17 protein-coding genes are annotated in these 19311 nt (G+C 57.5%); 8 read left to right on the top strand and 9 right to left on the bottom strand.

Going from position 1 to position 19311, the window contains the following annotated elements; translation table 11 throughout:
- Nucleotides 1-17: 17 nt before the first annotated feature.
- Entirely contained in the window at nucleotides 18-248 is a 231-nt protein-coding gene (gene chaB / locus RTN40_RS01900) for a putative cation transport regulator ChaB (RefSeq protein ID WP_312226958.1), read from the bottom strand.
- Between the two features lie 274 nt (nucleotides 249-522).
- Between chaB and chaA the strand changes: the two genes are divergently transcribed.
- A complete protein-coding gene (chaA, locus tag RTN40_RS01905; protein ID WP_312226959.1) occupies nucleotides 523-1623 on the top strand; it encodes a sodium-potassium/proton antiporter ChaA in 1101 nt (366 codons plus the stop codon).
- A 42-nt stretch (nucleotides 1624-1665) separates the two neighbouring features.
- Here the strand turns inward: chaA and kdsA are convergent, their stop codons facing one another.
- The 5 genes from kdsA to hemA all read right to left on the bottom strand — a co-directional run bounded on the left by kdsA (nucleotide 1666) and on the right by hemA (nucleotide 6651).
- Entirely contained in the window at nucleotides 1666-2520 is an 855-nt protein-coding gene (kdsA, locus tag RTN40_RS01910; RefSeq protein ID WP_103819983.1) for a 3-deoxy-8-phosphooctulonate synthase, read from the bottom strand.
- Nucleotides 2521-2558: 38 nt separating this feature from the next.
- A complete protein-coding gene (gene sirB1, locus RTN40_RS01915) occupies nucleotides 2559-3368 on the bottom strand; it encodes an invasion regulator SirB1 (protein WP_312226960.1) in 810 nt (269 codons plus the stop codon).
- Nucleotides 3369-3433: 65 nt separating this feature from the next.
- On the bottom strand, nucleotides 3434-4276 hold the full coding sequence (prmC, locus tag RTN40_RS01920) for a peptide chain release factor N(5)-glutamine methyltransferase (RefSeq protein ID WP_312226961.1): 843 nt from the start codon (nucleotides 4274-4276) through the stop codon (nucleotides 3434-3436).
- Nucleotides 4276-5358 carry a peptide chain release factor 1 gene (gene prfA, locus RTN40_RS01925; RefSeq protein ID WP_312226962.1) on the bottom strand — a complete coding sequence of 361 codons (1083 nt, stop codon included), beginning with the start codon at nucleotides 5356-5358 and terminating at the stop codon, nucleotides 4276-4278. The genes prmC and prfA overlap by 1 nt, the downstream gene beginning before the upstream one ends.
- Nucleotides 5359-5394: 36 nt before the next feature.
- Entirely contained in the window at nucleotides 5395-6651 is a 1257-nt protein-coding gene (gene hemA, locus RTN40_RS01930; protein WP_312226963.1) for a glutamyl-tRNA reductase, read from the bottom strand.
- A gap of 201 nt (nucleotides 6652-6852) precedes the next feature.
- On the opposite strand from hemA, the gene lolB reads away from it, so the two are divergent.
- The 4 genes from lolB to dauA all read left to right on the top strand — a co-directional run bounded on the left by lolB (nucleotide 6853) and on the right by dauA (nucleotide 11253).
- Nucleotides 6853-7476 (top strand): lipoprotein insertase outer membrane protein LolB, encoded by a 624-nt coding sequence (lolB, locus tag RTN40_RS01935; RefSeq protein ID WP_312226964.1) that lies wholly within the window; start codon nucleotides 6853-6855, stop codon nucleotides 7474-7476.
- The gene (gene ispE / locus RTN40_RS01940) at nucleotides 7476-8336 is read left to right on the top strand and encodes a 4-(cytidine 5'-diphospho)-2-C-methyl-D-erythritol kinase (protein ID WP_312227201.1); all 861 of its coding nucleotides are present in this window, start codon (nucleotides 7476-7478) and stop codon (nucleotides 8334-8336) included. The genes lolB and ispE overlap by 1 nt, the downstream gene beginning before the upstream one ends.
- A 166-nt stretch (nucleotides 8337-8502) precedes the next feature.
- Nucleotides 8503-9450: a ribose-phosphate diphosphokinase gene (gene prs / locus RTN40_RS01945; RefSeq protein WP_312209439.1), complete on the top strand. Its 948-nt coding sequence runs from the start codon at nucleotides 8503-8505 to the stop codon at nucleotides 9448-9450.
- 132 nt (nucleotides 9451-9582) lie between these two features.
- Entirely contained in the window at nucleotides 9583-11253 is a 1671-nt protein-coding gene (gene dauA / locus RTN40_RS01950) for a C4-dicarboxylic acid transporter DauA (RefSeq protein WP_312227202.1), read from the top strand.
- Nucleotides 11254-11256: 3 nt separating this feature from the next.
- Here dauA and RTN40_RS01955 read toward each other — a convergent pair whose 3' ends face one another.
- Both RTN40_RS01955 and ychH read right to left on the bottom strand, forming a co-directional pair.
- Complete coding sequence (locus RTN40_RS01955) at nucleotides 11257-12297, bottom strand: MerR family transcriptional regulator (RefSeq protein ID WP_312226965.1); 1041 nt, start codon at nucleotides 12295-12297, stop codon at nucleotides 11257-11259.
- 167 nt (nucleotides 12298-12464) lie between these two features.
- Nucleotides 12465-12740 carry a stress-induced protein YchH gene (ychH, locus tag RTN40_RS01960; RefSeq protein ID WP_042391214.1) on the bottom strand — a complete coding sequence of 92 codons (276 nt, stop codon included), beginning with the start codon at nucleotides 12738-12740 and terminating at the stop codon, nucleotides 12465-12467.
- Nucleotides 12741-13013: 273 nt separating this feature from the next.
- Here ychH and pth point away from each other — a divergent pair, with 273 nt between their 5' ends.
- The 3 genes from pth (at nucleotide 13014) to RTN40_RS01975 (ending at nucleotide 18310) form a co-directional block, all read left to right on the top strand.
- The gene (pth, locus tag RTN40_RS01965) at nucleotides 13014-13598 is read left to right on the top strand and encodes an aminoacyl-tRNA hydrolase (protein ID WP_312226966.1); all 585 of its coding nucleotides are present in this window, start codon (nucleotides 13014-13016) and stop codon (nucleotides 13596-13598) included.
- Nucleotides 13599-13724: 126 nt separating this feature from the next.
- A complete protein-coding gene (gene ychF / locus RTN40_RS01970; protein ID WP_312209435.1) occupies nucleotides 13725-14819 on the top strand; it encodes a redox-regulated ATPase YchF in 1095 nt (364 codons plus the stop codon).
- Between the two features lie 149 nt (nucleotides 14820-14968).
- Complete coding sequence (locus RTN40_RS01975) at nucleotides 14969-18310, top strand: hypothetical protein (RefSeq protein ID WP_312226967.1); 3342 nt, start codon at nucleotides 14969-14971, stop codon at nucleotides 18308-18310.
- Between the two features lie 35 nt (nucleotides 18311-18345).
- Here RTN40_RS01975 and RTN40_RS01980 read toward each other — a convergent pair whose 3' ends face one another.
- A complete protein-coding gene (locus tag RTN40_RS01980; RefSeq protein WP_409418495.1) occupies nucleotides 18346-19233 on the bottom strand; it encodes a DMT family transporter in 888 nt (295 codons plus the stop codon).
- Between the last annotated feature and the right edge of the window lie 78 nt (nucleotides 19234-19311).

Consider the following 19311-nt stretch of genomic DNA (forward strand, 5'->3'; position numbering starts at 1 on the left):
ATAGTTATTTCAGCGGCTTATTTCTTTTTATGCCATTTATCATCGTCACCCTTCTCGTACTCATGCTTCACCGCCGCCCAGGCGACCTTGTGGGCGGTCTCTTCCCGGCTATCGTCTCCGCGTCGGTCGTCTTTATCCTTGTATTGGTCCCAGGCACTGTTGAAGGCCTCTTTATAGATATCCTGAGCGTGGGCAGGAAGCACGTTTTTGACATTGTCAGGCAGATCGCTTTTCGCTTTATAGGGCATGGAATCTCTCCTTTTGGCTAACAAACCTTAAGTGTGGATGACAATGCCGCGTCTCGCCACTAAGGGAGATAATCTGTTGTTACCTTACTCCAATGAATTGTTTATTAAACTAATTTTAAACAAAGCATCGAAATCCAGGCCTCATACGCTTAAAAAAGATAAACGCCGTAAAAAAAGGTAAACATTAGCTTAAAGTCGCTGCAATTCTGCTATTTTAATCCTCTGAAAAATCTTAACTATACTCATCAGCAACAGCACAATATGGAGATCGACGATGACAGCGACGCATGAGGCGGTAAAAACCCGCCATAAGGAGACTACTCTCATTTTCCCGGTACTGGCGCTGGCAGTGCTGTTTTTCTGGGGGTCAACCCAGTCGCTGCCAGCCATAATCGGGATCAACCTGCTGGCGCTGGTGGGGATCCTGAGCAGCGCCTTTAGCGTAGTCCGCCACGCGGACGTATTGGCGCACCGACTAGGAGAACCCTTCGGCTCGCTGATTTTAAGCCTCTCAGTCGTCATCCTTGAAGTTAGCCTGATTTCAGCCCTGATGGCCACAGGCGACGCCGCGCCAACGCTGATGCGTGACACCCTCTACTCCATCATTATGATTGTCACCGGCGGCCTGGTAGGTTTCTCACTGCTGCTGGGCGGGCGTAAATTTGCTACCCAGTATATGAACCTGTTCGGTATCAAACAGTATTTGATCGCCCTCTTCCCGCTGGCGGTGATTGTGCTGGTCTTCCCCATGGCGCTGCCGGGGGCCAATTTCTCCACTGGCCAGGCGCTGCTGGTTGCCCTAATTTCAGCGGCAATGTACGGCGTGTTCCTGCTGATCCAGACCAAAACTCATCAGAGCCTGTTTGTTTATGAGCATGAAGATGAGGGAGACGACAGCGATCCGCACCACGGCAAGCCGTCGGCGCATAGCAGCGTCTGGCACGCGGTATGGCTGATTGTCCATCTGGTGGCGGTGATTGCCGTGACGAAGATGAACGCTAACCCGCTGGAAGCGCTGCTGACGGAGATGAACGCGCCGGTGGCCTTTACCGGCTTCCTGGTGGCGCTGCTGATCCTCTCCCCTGAGGGGCTGGGGGCGCTGAAGGCGGTGCTGAATAATCAGGTCCAGCGCGCGATGAACCTCTTCTTTGGCTCGGTGCTGGCGACGATCTCCCTGACGGTGCCGGTGGTAACGCTGATTGCCTGGGCGACCGGCAACGACCTTGTGTTCGCTCTTGGTGGGCCGGAGATGATCGTGATGCTGGCCTCGCTGCTGCTGTGCCAGATTTCGTTCTCTACCGGGCGCACCAACGTGTTAAACGGTGCGGCACACCTGGCGCTGTTTGCCGCCTACCTGATGACGATATTTGCCTGAGTTAACGACCATAAAAAAACCCGCCGAGGCGGGTTTTTTTTATTAGTTCTCGGTGTCCAGCTCGTCGAAACTCTTCACCAGATCGTCAATGGCTTTGATCTGCTTCAGGAACGGCTCCAGCTTGTCCAGCGGCAGCGCGGACGGGCCGTCGCACTTGGCGTGGGCCGGATCCGGGTGCGCCTCGATGAACAGGCCTGCCAGCCCGGTTGCCATACCGGCACGTGCCAGCTCGGTCACCTGACCGCGACGGCCACTTGAAGCCTCACCAAACGGGTCGCGGCACTGCAGGGCGTGGGTCACGTCAAAGATCACCGGAGAGTTACCGGAAACCTTCTTCATCACGCTGAAGCCCAGCATATCGACAACCAGATTGTCGTAACCAAAGTTTGCGCCACGGTCGCAGAGGATCACCTTCTCGTTGCCGCCTTCGCGGAATTTATCAACGATGTTGCCCATCTGCCCCGGGCTAACAAACTGGGGCTTCTTGACGTTAATCACCGCCCCGGTTTTCGCCATCGCTTCCACCAGATCGGTCTGGCGAGCAAGGAATGCCGGAAGCTGGATCACATCCACCACTTCAGATACCGGCTGCGCCTGGTGAGACTCATGCACGTCGGTGATCACTTTTACGCCGAAAGTCTGCTTCAGCTCCTGGAAAATTTTCATCCCCTCTTCCAGGCCTGGGCCACGGTAGGAGTGAATAGAGGAGCGGTTGGCTTTATCAAAAGAGGCCTTGAACACGTACGGAATGCCCAGCTTCTGGGTCACGGTAACGTAGTGCTCGCAAATGCGCATCGCGAGATCCCGTGACTCCAGCACGTTCATGCCGCCAAACAGCACGAACGGCAGATCGTTTGCCACGTTAATATCGCCAATGCTAACCACTTTTTGTTTCATAGAATCGCCTTATCAGGTTTGAATCGGAACTCATCGGATTAATGCAGGGTAATCTGCCGATGCGAAATCGTGTTGATCTGCGCGCGGATCATTTCGCTGATCGGATCTTCCGGACACTGCTCCACAAAATAGCTTAAATCATGTAGCGCGACGTGATCGCAATCGAGCTGGGCGTAAATCAGCCCGCGATCGCGGATCTCATAGGGATCTTCCGGGTTAAACTGTAACAGCGCTTCGCTGGCCCGCAGCGCCAGCTCCATCTGCTGCTCTTCCATTAGCGCTGACTTCAGCGTGTCGAGCAGCTTACGGATCACTTCAGCGTTATCCGCCTCGTCCAGATCCTCGTTAAACAGCTCCGCCGTCGGGCTGATATTGCCCTTCAGCCACACTTCAAGGGTGTGCTCATCCAGCGTGTCGCCGTTAAACGGATTGATCAGCCACATCTCGCCGTCCAGCCACTCGGCACGCAGAATCAGCTGCGTCGGAAAGATAACCGGCGTTAATGGGATATCCAGCTGTTCAGCTACCCACAGCAGGATCGCCCCGAGAGAGACGGCGCTGCCCTGGCGGTTTTTCAACACGCTATCAAGCCATAGCGCATCCGACAGGCGATAGACGCCCTGTGAATCCTGAAAACCCCAGTCGCCATAAAAGAGTGCGATCAGCTTCTCCAGCTGTACTTCCTGCGATTGCGCCAGGCTTATCTCTTCCCGGGCCAGCGCAACCAGCTTCTCCAGTTCATCACAGACATACTGCGACGGAAAGTCGTCGCGGATAAGTTGTGAAACGAGGATCATCCCGTCGCATAACGGTGCTTTATTAAATTCGAAATCGGCTAACGACCTCATTACTTACCCCAGTCACGGTATTCAACGTCGATGATAACGCCAAACGGCGCTTCAGTCAGCCTTGCTTATGAATGCGAACAGCATAACCTGCCCGCGGTCAGCCGCTCGTTGCCGCCGTAATCCCGCATGGTTTCAACGTTCCGGTAGCCATTTTTAGCAAAAAGTGCCCGCACCTGCTCGCCCTGCTGCCAGCCATGCTCCAGCAGCAGCCAGCCGTCTGGCAGCAGAAACGCGCGCGCCTGGTCGATAATCCACGCCAGATCCGCCAGCCCCTGCTCCGCGGCTACCAGCGCGCTGCGCGGCTCAAAGCGCACGTCGCCCTCGGCAAGATGCGGATCCTGCTCGTCGATATAGGGCGGATTACTGACGATGGTGGCAAAACGCTGGCTGTCGAGCGCGCTGAACCAATGACTCTGCAGCAGCGTGACGTTAGCGATACCTAAGTGCTCGGCGTTACGCCGGGCAAGGGCCACGGCGTCGGGCATGACATCCACGGCGGTGATATGGCAGTCAGGACGCTCGCTGGCCAGCGCCAGCGCAATCGCGCCGGTGCCGGTACCTAAATCGAGGATCTCGCACGGCGTAACAGGCAGACGGGCCAGCGCCTGTTCAACCAGGCACTCGGTATCCGGGCGGGGGATCAGCGTGGCCGGCGAGACAAACAGCGGCAGTGACCAGAACTCTCGCGTACCCACCAGGTGGGCCACCGGCTCGCCGTGCTGACGACGGGCCAGCAGCGACTCAAGCTGCATCTGCTCGGCAGGCAGCAACTCGGTCTCACCAAAGGCGAGAATATAGGTACGCGCCCTGCCGGTGACAAACCCCAACAGGATCTCCGCATCACGGCGGGGGCTTTCGCTTGCCGCAAGCTGGCTTACCGCCTGGCGTAGCCAGTGCTGATAATCCATTATTCCTGCTCGGCCAGCGCCGCCAGCTGATCGGCTTGGTACTCCTGCACGATAGGCTCAATCAGCATATCGAGCTTGCCTTCCATTACTTCATCCAGACGGTAAAGCGTCAGGTTGATACGGTGATCGGTAACGCGCCCCTGTGGGAAGTTATAGGTCCGGTTACGATCGCTGCGATCGCCGCTGCCCAGCAGGTTACGGCGGGTTGACGCTTCCGCCTGCTGGCGCTTATCGATCTCTGCCGCACGGATACGCGAGCCGAGCACCGCCAGCGCCTTGGCTTTGTTTTTATGCTGGGAACGTTCGTCCTGGCACTCTACCACGATGCCGGTAGGCAGGTGGGTAATACGGATCGCCGAGTCGGTGGTGTTAACGTGCTGGCCGCCCGCACCGGAGGAGCGGAAGGTGTCGATACGCAGGTCCGCCGGGTTGATATCCGGCAGCTCGGCTTCCGGCAGTTCCGGCATCAGCGCCACGGTACAGGCGGAGGTGTGGATGCGTCCCTGGGATTCAGTGGCCGGGACGCGCTGCACGCGATGGCCGCCAGATTCAAACTTCAGGCGTCCGTAAACGCCCTCGCCGCTCACCTTGGCGATCACCTCTTTAAAGCCGCCATGCTCGCCTTCGTTGGCGCTCATGATCTCCACGCGCCAGCGACGGGATTCGGCGTAGCGGGTGTACATGCGGAACAGATCCCCGGCAAAGAGCGCGGCTTCGTCACCGCCGGTTCCGGCGCGGACCTCAAGGAAGGCGTTGCGTTCGTCATCGGGATCCTTCGGCAGCAGCAGAACCTGCAGGTGCGCCTCAAGCTCCTCGCCCTTCTCTTTCAGCTCGCGCAGCTCTTCCTGCGCCATCTCGCGCATCTCGGGATCGTCGAGCATCATCTGCGCGGTTTCGATATCTTCCTGAATCTGTCGCCAGTCAGTAAAGCAGCGTGAAACATCGCTTAATTGCGCATATTCACGCGACAGCGCGCGAAAGCGGTCCTGGTCTGCGATGGTTCCCGCGTCGCCGAGCAGCGCCTGAACTTCTTCATGGCGTTCGTGCAGGGCTTCCAGTTTGGCAACAATAGAAGGCTTCATAGGCGTAAATGCACCCTGTAATAAGAGGTTGTTGTGCTACTCCAGCCCGAGGCTGTTGCGCAGAATATGCAGGCGTTCGTCGTCCCCGTCACGGGCGGCCTGCTGAAGTGATTTGGTTGGCGTGTGGATCAGGCGGTTGGTGAGCTTACGGGCCAGATCCTGCATAATGGCCTGGGCGTCACCGCCCTGCTCAAGCGCGGCAAGGGCCTTGGCGGTGAGTTCATCGCGCACCTGCTCTGCCTGGCCGCGAAATTCACGGATCGTCTCGCTGGCGCTCTGGGCGCGCAGCCAGGCCATAAACTCGCTGCTCTCCTGAGCAACGATGGTCTCCGCTTCCACGGCGGCGGCTTTCCGCTGCGCCAGGTTATGCGAAATAATACTTTGCAAGTCATCAACGCTGTAGAGATAGGCGTTCGCCAGCTTGCCTACCTCCGGCTCGACGTCGCGAGGCACGGCAATGTCTACCAGCAGCATCGGCTGGTTACGGCGGGACTTCAGCGCGCGTTCAACCATCCCTTTACCGATGATCGGCAGCGGGCTGGCGGTGGAGCTGATGATAATGTCGGCGTCCTGCAGGCGGGCATCGATGTCGCTCAGCGAGATCACCTCTGCGCCTACCTCATCGGCCAACAATTCGGCACGCTCGCGGGTGCGGTTGGCGATGATCATCTTCTGCACCTTGTGCTCGCGCAGATGACGGGCCACCAGCTCGATGGTTTCACCCGCGCCCACCAGAAGTACCGTGACGCTGGAGAGCGACTCGAAGATCTGACGCGCCAGAGTACAGGCGGCAAAGGCCACCGACACGGCGCTGGCCCCGATATCCGTTTCGGTACGGACTCGTTTGGCAACGGAGAAAGACTTCTGGAACATGCGTTCAAGCGCGCTGGCATTGATATGGCCCCGGCTGGAGTCAGCGAAGGCTTTTTTCACCTGGCCTAAAATCTGCGGCTCACCTAATACCAGTGAATCGAGACCGCTGGCAACGCGCATCAGATGGCTGACAGCGTCGTTATCCTGATGCCAGTAAAGGCTTTTCCGCAGCTCGTCTTCATTGAGGTGATGGTAGTCGCAGAGCCAGCGGATAAGCGCTTCCTGCAGATTATCCTGCTCTTCGACGCTCAGATACAGCTCGGTACGGTTACAGGTCGATAGCACCACCCCACCCTGCACCATGGGCTGCGCCAGCAGGCTCTCGAGAGCCTGGTCGAGCGTGTCCGGCGTGAACGTTACGCGTTCCCGCAGCGAGACAGGTGCCGTTTTGTGGTTGATGCCGAGCGCTAAAAGAGTCATGTCAGCGGGAGTAGTACCAGCGTTGATAAGGTTAGTCTGAGCGCATCATACAGGATGAGCCGGGTCAATAAAAGAGACAGCCCCCTTTTGGAGTAATTGGTAATTTCATGATTTAAGACAACTTGAACGTAGACGGTATTCCTGCTCAGCGCTAGCATTAAAGATTATAACCGTAACGCACCACAAGGATTTGTCATCATTATGACTTTACCGGACCGTCGCCTGATTCGCCTGTTACCTCTCGCAAGCCTGGTACTTACCGCCTGTTCTATCCATGCACCGAAGGGACCGGGAAAAAGCCCGGACTCACCGCAGTGGCGTCAGCATCAGCAGGAGGTGCGTAACCTGAGCCAATACCAGACGCGCGGGGCCTTCGCTTATCTTTCCGACAGCCAGAAAGTGTATGCCCGCTTCTTCTGGCAGCAGACCGGCCAGGATAACTACCGTCTGCTGCTGACCAATCCCCTCGGCAGCACCGAGCTGGAGCTGAACGCTAAACCGGGCAGCGTAGAGCTGGTTGATAATAAGGGCCAGCACTATACCGCCACCGACGCCGAAGAGATGATTGGCAAGCTGACCGGGATGCCGATCCCGCTGAACAGCCTGCGCCAGTGGATCCTTGGCCTGCCCGGCGACGCTACCGACTATAAGCTTGACAGCCAGTACCGCCTGAGCGAGCTTAACTACACCCAGAACGGGAAGACCTGGAAGGTGACCTACGGCGGCTATGATGCGAAGTCAACGCCGGCGATGCCGTCAAACATGGAACTCAATCAGGACGGCCAGCGGATCAAACTGAAGATGGATAACTGGATTGTAAAATGATGACCCAGTGGCCCTCCCCGGCAAAACTTAATCTTTTTTTATATATTACTGGCCAGCGTAGCGACGGTTACCACGACCTGCAGACGCTGTTTCAGTTTCTCGACTATGGCGATACCCTCAGCATTGAGCCGCGCAGCGACGGTAAGATCCGTCTGCTGACGCCGGTAGAGGGCGTCGCCGAGAGCGATAATCTGATCGTCCGCGCCGCACGGCTGCTTCAGCAGGCGGCTGCGGAGCGTGACTCCCTGCCGGCGGGTAGCGGCGCAGATATTCGCATTGAAAAACGTCTGCCGATGGGCGGCGGGCTGGGGGGCGGCTCCTCTAACGCGGCGACGGTATTGGTTGCCCTTAACCATCTCTGGAACTGCGGGCTATCGGCAGAGACGCTGGCAGCGCTGGGCTTGACCCTTGGCGCAGACGTACCTGTTTTTGTCCACGGTCATGCAGCCTTTGCCGAGGGCGTCGGCGAGGAGCTGACGCCTGTCGATCCGCCGGAAAAATGGTACCTGGTGGCGCACCCTGGCGTACACATTTCAACCCCGGCCATCTTTAACGATCCTGATTTGCCTCGCAATACGCCAAAACGGCCAATTAATACGTTACTGAACTGTGAATTCGGCAACGATTGCGAGGTTATCGCAAGAAAACGTTTTCGCGAGGTTGATGCCGCGCTTTCCTGGCTGTTAGAATACGCGCCGTCGCGCCTGACTGGCACAGGAGCCTGCGTCTTTGCTGAATTTGACTCAGAGTCCTCCGCTCGTCAGGTGCTTGAGCAAGCCCCGGAATGGCTGCAGGGTTTTGTCGCGCGAGGCGTAAACGTCTCACCGCTTATGCAAGCGCTTAACACTGACAAGCTTTAATACTTTTTAATGGGTATTCTGGGTTAGCTGAGTTTCGGTGACAACGTCACCTCTGTTCCAGACGTTGCATCGCGCTCTTTAAATACATCGCCTGGATAGCGTAGCCTGGCCCGCACAGTTTACGGCGACGCTATCCACCACTGGACGCATGCCTGAGGTTCTTCTCGTGCCTGATATGAAGCTTTTTGCTGGTAACGCCACCCCGGAACTAGCACAACGTATTGCCAACCGCCTGTACACTTCTCTCGGCGACGCCGCCGTAGGTCGCTTTAGCGACGGCGAAGTCAGCGTACAAATTAACGAAAATGTACGCGGTGGTGATATTTTCATCATCCAGTCCACTTGTGCTCCAACGAACGACAACCTGATGGAGTTAATTGTCATGGTTGATGCGCTGCGTCGTGCTTCCGCAGGCCGTATCACCGCCGTGATCCCCTACTTCGGCTATGCCCGCCAGGATCGCCGCGTGCGCTCCGCGCGCGTGCCCATTACTGCAAAAGTGGTTGCCGACTTCCTCTCCAGCGTTGGCGTTGACCGTGTCCTGACCGTTGACCTGCACGCAGAACAGATCCAGGGCTTCTTCGACGTCCCAGTTGATAACGTATTTGGTAGCCCCATCCTGCTTGAAGATATGCTGCAGCTGAACCTCGATAACCCGATCGTTGTCTCTCCGGACATCGGCGGTGTGGTTCGCGCGCGTGCTATCGCTAAGCTGCTGAACGATACCGATATGGCGATCATCGACAAGCGCCGTCCGCGCGCTAACGTCTCTCAGGTTATGCACATCATCGGCGACGTTGCTGGCCGCGACTGCGTGCTGGTTGACGACATGATTGATACCGGCGGTACGCTGTGCAAAGCGGCAGAGGCGCTTAAAGAGCGCGGCGCGAAGCGTGTATTTGCCTACGCTACCCACCCGATCTTCTCTGGCAATGCGGTGAACAACCTACGCCACTCCGTGATTGATGAAGTGGTCGTTTGCGACACCATCCCGCTCTCCCCTGAGATTAAAGCGCTGCCAAACGTGCGTACCCTGACGCTCTCCGGCATGCTGGCCGAAGCGATTCGTCGTATCAGCAACGAAGAATCCATCTCCGCGATGTTCGAGCATTAATCGTAACGTATGACAAAAACCCGCTTCGGCGGGTTTTTTTGTGCCTGAAAAACATTTGTATGATGTATTCACGCATTTTCTAATATTCATATAATGGATAATGCGTGCATGGATGACTAGCTTGTGAAGATTATGAACCTTTCTGAGATTTTACCCTTTCGCGCGCTAATTGAAGCGTGCTGGAAGGAGAGATATACCCTCCCGCGCTTCACCCGCGATCTGGTGGCAGGCGTCACCGTCGGCATTATTGCTATTCCCTTAGCGATGGCGCTGGCTATCGGCAGCGGCGTAGCACCCCAGTACGGTCTCTATACTTCGGCAGTGGCCGGGATTGTCATCGCCCTCTGCGGCGGCTCGCGTTTTAGCGTCTCCGGCCCCACGGCAGCGTTTGTGGTGATCCTCTACCCGGTCTCACAGCAGTTTGGTCTGGCAGGCCTGTTAGTGGCCACGCTGATCTCCGGGCTGTTTTTAATTCTGTTTGGCCTCGCCCGCTTTGGTCGCCTGATCGAATACATTCCGCTTCCCGTCACGCTGGGCTTTACCGCCGGGATAGGGATCACCATTGGCACCATGCAGATAAAAGACTTTCTCGGTCTGGAGATGGCTCAGGTGCCGGAGCACTACCTACAGAAAGTTGGCGCGCTGGTGATGGCGCTGCCCTCTCTTAATCTGGGGGATGCTGCCATCGGCGTAATCACGCTCGCGGTGCTGATACTCTGGCCGCGCCTCGGGATCCGCCTGCCGGGCCATCTTCCCGCCCTGCTGGCGGGCTGCGCGGTAATGGGGCTGGCTAAGCTGGCCGGTTTTGAGGTAGCGACTATCGGCTCACGCTTTCACTATCTGCTGGCTGACGGCACCCAGGGCAACGGTATCCCGCAGCTTCTGCCCCAGCTGGTGCTGCCGTGGCAGATGCCCGGCTCCTCTTTTACCCTGAGCTGGGCCTCCGTTCAGGCGCTACTGCCCGCCGCTTTTTCAATGGCAATGCTCGGGGCGATTGAATCCCTGCTCTGCGCGGTAGTGCTCGACGGCATGACCGGCACCCGGCATAAAGCCAATAACGAGCTGATCGGTCAGGGGCTGGGCAACCTGATTGCTCCTTTCTTCGGCGGCATTACCGCTACCGCAGCGATTGCCCGCTCGGCGGCTAACGTGCGGGCGGGCGCAACCTCGCCCGTGGCGGCCATTATTCATGCCCTGCTGGTGATCCTCGCCCTGCTGGCGCTGGCTCCTCTGCTCTCATGGCTGCCGCTGTCAGCGATGGCCGCGCTGCTGCTGATGGTGGCATGGAACATGAGCGAGGCGCACAAGGTGGTTAACCTGCTGCGGCGTGCGCCGCAGGATGACATTCTGGTGATGCTAATGTGCATGTCGCTGACGGTCCTGTTTGATATGGTTATCGCTATCAGCGTTGGCATCGTGCTGGCGTCGCTGCTGTTTATGCGCCGCATCGCCCGTATGACGCGCCTCGCGCCAGTTAACGCCGAGGTGCCCGATGACGTCACCGTGCTGCGGGTCATCGGGCCGCTCTTCTTCGCCGCTGCCGAAGGGCTGTTTAACGATCTGGAGACGCGCATCGCAGGCAAACGTATCGTCGTGCTGAAGTGCGACGCGGTACCGGTGCTGGATGCCGGGGGGCTGGATGCCTTCCAGCGCTTTGTAAAACGGCTGCCGGAAGGCTGTGAGCTGCGGGTTAGCAACCTGGAGTTTCAACCCTTGCGCACGATGGCGCGCGCAGGGGTTAAGCCGATTGCCGGGCGGCTGGCGTTCTACCCCAACCGTGACGCGGCGCTGGCGGATCTGTAATGATTAGGGTGCAGCGTACCGGCGCTGCATCATTACCCCAATCGCCTGCTGTAGCCAGGCCAGTACCTCGGGGGTCATCCAGGTCCCCTTCATTAACAGCGGCTCCTGCTGCATAGCAACGCGGAATTTCTGCTGGGTAGTTGGATCCTCTCCCGCGTAGGACTGGAAAAGTTCGAGCCAGTTCTGCGCCAGCTGCTGGCCACGTTCAGAGGCAGGATCGCACTCCTCCCGCGTGGCCTGGTGCAGCTTCGCCACCAGCTGAGGCCACTCCATCAGCCGGTCAAAATAGTGCGCCCGGGTAAAGGCTATCTCCTGTGGAGTAAGGTAACGCTGCCAGATAGCCAGCTTGCTCTCAGCAAAGGCGTGGGTAATGTAGTCGATAATCTGCGGCGTAATCCCCGTCCGCTCGCGCATCTGCGGCTCCACGCTGTGCATCTCATTAAGACGGGTCAGAAACTCCGGTTTGCCCGCCGTATCCTGCTCCAGGCGATCCATCCAGCGGATCGCCAGATCCATCGCTTTGCTATCGCTCTCAGCAACGCTTTGCGCTATCAGCGTCTGCGCTTCCGCGACCAGCGCCGCCCAGATAGAAGCCAGCCGTTCGCCTTCGGCGGCAAACGGCAGCTGCTGTAGCTCTTCTTTAGTAAACCAGCGATCGTACATATTCATTAACTCCAGAGTCTGTAGCCAGGACTCCAGATCCGGCTCGCTCTCCTCTTCCAGTCCCGTTCGTAGCGCGCAAAGCTGGTCGCGCAGGGTATGAACAGTACGCAACTGCCTGTCCAGCAGCGCAATCTGCGCATCGAGCAGATCGGGAAGCGAGAGCGTATCCTGCTCCAGAAAGTCCTTGATTTCGGCAAGCTCCAGCCCCGCTTTTGCCAGCGCCTGGATCATATGCAGACGCTGTACATCGGCAAGATTATAGAGCCGGTAGCCTGCCTCGCTTCTGGCGGAGGGCAGCAGCAGTCCGGTTTGCTCGTAGTGGTGTAGCGTGCGAACGGTGATGCCAGCGCGTTTCGCCAGCTCGCCTACCTGAATTAACATTGCTGCTCCTTGTCCTGACCAGTAGCGCCACTCTGGGGCCTTACGTTACGTGAGGGACAAGGGACTAGCAAAAAAAAGCGTAAAAAAAACGACTCTCATGAGTCGTTTTATGAAGATGCGTGTAGGCCCGTGCAAGCGTAGCGCCGCCGGGCGTATCCAATTAACCATCAGCTATGCTTATGTTGATCCCGGCGGCAGCGTTTGTCGTAGTGGCGTACCCACCAGTACTTATCGCACACCTGTTCATGTCCACCGACGCGCGCCCCTGCCAGCCAGAGAATAGCGCCAAGGAAGATGCTGAGTATGGCCCCGTGGGCGAAGTACTGCGGCAGATTGAGCTGCGGGAGCTGATTTAAAATAGAGTAACCGACGCCAACCACCATCACCACTAACCCTAAACCCATAAGCGCATTACCGAGTCTCGATGCGTTTTTGCGTTTCATATGACACCTCCGGCGTTGTGGGCTGAACGGGAAATATCCCCAATCCTTATGGGTAAAGTATAGGCAGGGTGTCATTAACGGGGTGCGGGCGGGATCACAATTACAAACATCTTACTCACAGATCTTTACATATAAGCCACTGAACTCAATCAACTTCTAATAGTTTTCACAGGCAATTATTTCTAATTTTATCTTTCGTCCGCAGAATTTTGTCAACGCCCGCGCTACCACGTAAACTACGCGCCAAAGAGTGAACTTTTCAGGAAAAGAGACGTGACGATTAAACTGATTGTCGGCCTTGCCAACCCGGGTGCTGAGTATGCCGCTACCCGCCATAATGCCGGCGCATGGTATGTTGACCTGCTGGCCGATCGCTACCGCGCTCCGCTGCGGGAAGAGCCTAAATTCTTTGGCTTTACCTCACGCATTAACCTTGCGGGGGCAGATGTCCGTCTGCTCGTACCGACAACTTTTATGAACCTCAGCGGTAAAGCCGTGGCGGCAATGGCAACCTTCTACCGCATCAACCCTGATGAGGTCCTGGTGGCCCACGACGAGCTGGATCTGCCCCCGGGCGTAGCAAAATTTAAGCTGGGCGGCGGTCACGGCGGCCATAACGGTCTCAAAGACATCATCAGCAAGTTAGGTAATAACCCCAACTTTCACCGCTTACGGGTAGGAATTGGTCATCCGGGGGACAAAAATAAGGTTGTTGGCTTCGTGCTGGGCAAACCGCCTGCTTCCGAGCAGAAGCTGATTGATGACGCCGTTGACGAAGCGGTGCGCTGCACCGAGCTGTGGCTGAAAGAGGATCTGGTGAAAGCCACCAATCGCCTGCACGCTTTTAAGGCCCAGTAGCCCCCAGCGATGCCATTTTTGCCGCGCAGCAGGTCCGTAACGTGTATAATAGGCTAAGTTATTAACTTTTCTGCAATCTGTTTTATCTAACAGGTTGATTATCAAGATATAAAGGTGATGTAAACCATGGGATTCAAATGCGGTATCGTCGGCTTGCCGAACGTCGGTAAATCTACCCTGTTCAACGCGCTGACCAAGGCGGGCATCGAAGCTGCCAACTTCCCGTTCTGTACTATTGAACCAAACACCGGTGTGGTGCCGATGCCGGATCCGCGCCTCGATCAGCTGGCGGAGATCGTTAAGCCGCAGCGCATTCTGCCGACCACGATGGAGTTCGTTGACATCGCCGGTCTGGTTAAAGGCGCGTCTAAAGGCGAAGGCCTGGGCAACCAGTTCCTGACCAACATCCGTGAAACCGAAGCGATCGGCCACGTGGTGCGCTGCTTTGAGAACGACAACATCATCCACGTAAACAACAAAGTGGATCCGGCTGACGATATCGACGTGATCAACACCGAGCTGGCGCTTTCCGACCTGGATACCTGCGAGCGCGCCCTGCAGCGCGTGCAGAAAAAAGCCAAAGGCGGCGATAAAGACGCGAAAGCAGAACAGGCCGCGCTGGAGAAATGCCTGCCGCAGCTGGAAAACGCAGGCATGCTGCGGGCGCTGAAAAACCTGACGGATGAAGATAAGGCAGCCATTAAGTACCTGAGCTTCCTGACCCTGAAGCCGACCATGTACATCGCCAACGTCAACGAAGATGGTTTCGAGAACAACCCATACCTGGACAAAGTGCGTGAAATCGCTGCTGCGGAAGGCTCTGTGGTGGTCGCCGTCTGCGCCGCCGTTGAGTCCGACATTGCCGAACTGGACGATGCCGACCGTGACGAGTTTATGGCCGAGCTGGGTCTGGAAGAGCCAGGCCTGAACCGCGTTATTCGCGCCGGTTACGAGCTGCTGAACCTGCAAACCTACTTCACCGCCGGTGTGAAAGAGGTTCGCGCCTGGACTATCCCGGTGGGCGCAACTGCGCCGCAGGCTGCGGGTAAGATCCACACCGATTTCGAGAAGGGCTTTATCCGCGCCCAGACTATCGCCTTTGAAGACTTTATTACCTATAAAGGCGAACAGGGTGCGAAAGAAGCCGGTAAGATGCGTGCAGAAGGGAAAGACTACATCGTGAAAGATGGCGATGTGATGAACTTCCTGTTTAACGTCTAACGCGTCCTGCTTTAAAGAAAAATCCACGCCCCGGCGTGGATTTTTTTATTTAACCGCGTAGTTGTCCATATTTGCACCTGACCCGATTTCCTTGCGGATTACAGTTTTTATAGCTGTACCGCATCTTATATTTTAATAAGGAAATCAACATGAACGTATCTTTACCTAACGCCAGCTCGCTGGTCTTCTACTCTTTACCAAACTACGCAGGCACCTCTCTCGCTGTCGCCCACGGGCAAACCGGCATCGTCGCCTCCTCCGCGGCATCCTGGGCCGAACAATCCGTCTCCGTACCCGGCACCGATGGCATGTACCCCTTTATCTGGTCCGCCGTCGATACCGGCAACCCGGCCATGTCCTATGCCGGGCACGACGAGCAGTACCTCAAAGCCAGCCTTCCCTATATCGAAAATGCTTTCCCCTCTCCCCAGTATCCGCTGCAGTTTCTCGGCATCAACGCCTCCCTTGCCGTCCCTGTTTTTGTGCAGCTCTCCGGCGATTTCCCGGCAGAGAACTGTCTCGCCGCCACCGCGCTCGTTCCGGCATCATCCAGCCCGGTGACGACCTTTGCTTCGTCCCGGCACGACGGCGCACTTGGATTCATTCAGCCTGTAAACGGTGCATCAACCCTCGTTTCGCTCATGACTGGCACCCTCTCCGACGTTGACAGCACCGTGCAGTGGGCTGGCGCGGCCTCGCTGATGCTTGCATATGTTGATAACACGCTGACGATCGCCTCGGTTTCCGGACTTCCCGAGGGCTGGAATTTTGATACACCCGCCCTACAAGCCGACGGCTCCTGGCTCGTCCCGCTCTCTGCCGGTCAGGCCGTCAATACCGGCACCCTTTATACCGGCGCAAACTATACCGGCAGCAGCGAGACGTTCTCGCCGCACGAGTCGCTTCAGGCTAACTCCGGCTCCGGCTGGCTCTGGCGCTCCGTCAGGCTTGCAGATATGCCTGCGCTTCTCTACTCGTCTTTTAATCCCGTTGATGCCGCCTACGACTACACCGGCTATCAGCTCCTCCGGATGACCAGCGACACACCGGATTTTGACGCCATCTTTACCGGCAACCTTCCTGCCCAGCTGCTCGCACTCGATCGCACCGACGTTCAGATTTCCGTTAGCCTTAGCACCTCCGCAACGGATGATGCCGTGGTTGCCCTGACGCAAGCCTATCCTTCCGCCTTCTATACTGCCGTAACCCGTGGTAATACCGGCCTGCTGGCCATTCTTCCCGCCTCCGGAGCAGCGCAGAGCATCACCGTGCAGTCCGGTGTGCTAAACGCCGACGGCTCCGCCACCTTCTCTCTCTCCGGTGAGCTATCTGTCTCGCTCAGCGAGGGCGTTCCGATTATTACTCCCGGTAGCGGACTCCCTGCTTACTGGTCATTCAGCGCACCGATTGTGCAGGCCGATGGGACCTGGCTCGTTACCCTCTCTGACGTCGCCGTTGACGAAGTGACCCTCTACAGCGAAGCAAATTATCTGGGAGAGAGCACGCAGTTGGCTAACGATGACAGTATCCTGCTGCGCTCTCCGCTATGGCAGTGGAACTGGCAGTCAGCACGGCTTAACGGCAGTTCCCTCTTCAGCCATACCGTCGTAGCTGACCCGGACACGTTTGACTTCCGCACCTATGCCGACAGCTATGACACTGCCGACGTAGCCGATCTTTCCGCGATCTATCCCGTTATCATTCATGCTGCGACCGTTGAGGGCACGGCTCTCGGTGCGGATGAAGTGGCGATACGCATCGCCCTGCTGCCCAACGATGCCAGCAAAGCCGCGGTGGCAGTGGCCCTTCAGGCTGCTCCCTCCGGGCTGCTGATGCAACCTCTTGCCAGCGTCGCCAACGGCCTGTTTAGCGTATCCGGCGTGCTCGCCGTGCTGAACAAAGCGCAATCCCCTATTGTCCTGCCGATGCTGGTGGGCGAGATGGATACCGTGACCGGCCTGGTGACGTGGCAGGTGTCCACAACCCTTGTCGCCAGCTGGAATGAGGAAGAGCAGCGCCCTGAGCTGGCTTTCGGGACGGAAGTCCCTGACGACTGGGTACTCTACCCGCCTCAGCCTACGGGCAATGCCGGTGAGTATCGCGCAGTACTCGGCGGTAATCTTCTGGCTCCGACTGTCATACCGCGTGGGCCGCGAGGCGTCACCTATAGCTGCTGTCCGGGCATCCTGACGGCGCTGAATGCCGATACGCTGAAACCCACAGAAGCGCTTTGGCAATATGAAGGTGAAATCACCTCTGTGCGCGCCACCTGCTTTGCCGACACTGCACCTAACCGTTCGCTGATCCTGCGCAGCGGCAAAGGCCGACGGGCTGCAATCCTCCGTCCCGCCAACGTCGCCGGGACATGGGATACCCAGGTCAACAACAACGCCTTTGCCGCACTGACGGACAGCGGCAACCCTCAGGCCTGGGGCTACAGTAGCCACGGCGGCAGCGTTCCGGCTGACATTGCCTCACGCTCTGACCTGATCGCTTTAGCCGGAACCCGGGCTGCTTTTTCCGCTCTGACCAAAACAGGTGGTGCGGTTGCGTGGGGCAGCAGCGGAACGGGTGGTAGTATTCCGGCAGACATTGCTTCGCGTACCGATCTGGTGGACCTGGCCGGGAACTGGAACAGTTTTGCCGCCCTGACCGCCTCGGGTAGCGTGGTCGCCTGGGGAGAAGCAGAATATGGTGGTAGCGTACCGATCGAAATCGCCTCGCGAACCGATCTGATCCGTTTGGCCAGCGGCGATATTACCTTTGCCGCATTGACTACGTCTGGCGGCGTGGTTGCCTGGGGTGACAGCGCTCGAGGTGGTGAAGTCCCAGGCAACATTGCCGCACACACCGATCTGGTCAGCCTCGCCAGCACCACGTCGGCGTTTGCTGCTCTGACCGCTTCCGGCGGCGTTGTTGCATGGGGAGATAGCGGTATTGGCGGCAAGGTCCCGGCTGAGATTGCCTCACGCAGCGACCTGCTCAGCCTGACCGGAAATCGGAACGCCTTTACGGCATTGACTGCCAGCGGTGGGGTCGTCGCCTGGGGGACATCCGGTAACGGCGGTAACGTCCCGGTTGAGATCGCCTCGCGAACCGACCTTATTGGCGTGGCTGGCAGTGCCTACGCTTTCGCTGCGCTTACCGCGTCCGGTGGTGTAGTTGCGTGGGGCAATAAGGATTATGGCCAGTTTGTCCCTGACGATATTGCCTCCCGTACCGATCTGGTAAGCATTACCGGAAGCTGGGGCGCTTTTGCGGCCCTGACAGCAACAGGTAGCGTCGTTACCTGGGGTTCGACGTTAAGCGGGGCAGCTATTCCCGCTGACGTTGCCCCCCTGTTAACCGGCGTGGTGGCACTCTACGCGAATATGAATAACTTCCTTGCCCTTAAGGCTGATAATAGCGTAGTGGTGTGGGGCGTAGATGCTTCAGGTGATAGAGATAATATTCCCTCTTCTCTGCAAGGGAATATCTCCTATACACAATAGCGTTATTCATTTACGGGCGGGTTTTCCCGCCCTTTTTATTCTGTTGCCGCCGGCTTAAGCTGCTTAACCATTCGCCATCTGAACCACAGCTGGGCCAGCAGGATCAATATTCCGCCGATAATCTTTTGCATCGGCAGCTTCTCCCCATACCAGATTGCCGCCGCAATTACCGTCAGCAGCGGCTCCAGCACCATAATAATCGCTGCATTGGCGACCGCGGCATGCTTCTGCCCCTGTAGCTGAAGGCCGAAACGCAGGCTGGTGGCGATCAGGATGCTGGCGAGCAGCCACATCGCCGTAGTAGCAGTAAACGGCTGGGTCCACGTCTCCGTCACGCCGGACAGCACCAGCCCTACAACCCCGGTCATGCCCAGCTGCACCGCCGTCAGCGGCAGCAGCGGTACCTCTCTGGCGCAGCGGCTGGTGTAGCAAAATGAGATCGACTGCACCACGGCGGTCAGCAAAAACCACCCCTGGCTGGCATGAAACGACACCGGAAACTGTAGGCTCAATAGCCCTAATCCGACAAAGGCCAGCGGCAGGCACTCCCAGTAGGCCCGCGCGGGCCGGACCTTCATCATTCCCCAGGCCACCAGCGGTACGAACAGCATCGACAGGCTCATAATAAAGGCGCCCTCCCCCAACGAGGGAGTGGTAGAAACGGAGTAGATCCACAGGCACATGGTCAGCGTCATCCAGGCTCCGCTGATAAGCACCTTTATTATCTGCTCTTTCGGGATGCGCTGGCCCCGGCAGAACGGCAGCAGGACCAGCGCGGCACAGCCAAAGCGTAGCCCCAGAAAGGCAAAAACCGGCATCCCGGAGATGCCTTCGCGGGAAAAGATCCAGCCGCAGGCGGCGATCAGGGTGACCATAATGAGAAGGAGATCGGCCTGCCGCTGCGGGTTTATTGAAATATTCATCACTACGAACAAATTTAAAAAATGGTTGAGTCATCATAGTGCTAATGACATCAATTAAATAGATCGTTAGCAGGCGAA

The organism is Pseudescherichia sp., from assembly GCF_031987975.1.
GTDB lineage: Bacteria > Pseudomonadota > Gammaproteobacteria > Enterobacterales > Enterobacteriaceae > Pseudescherichia.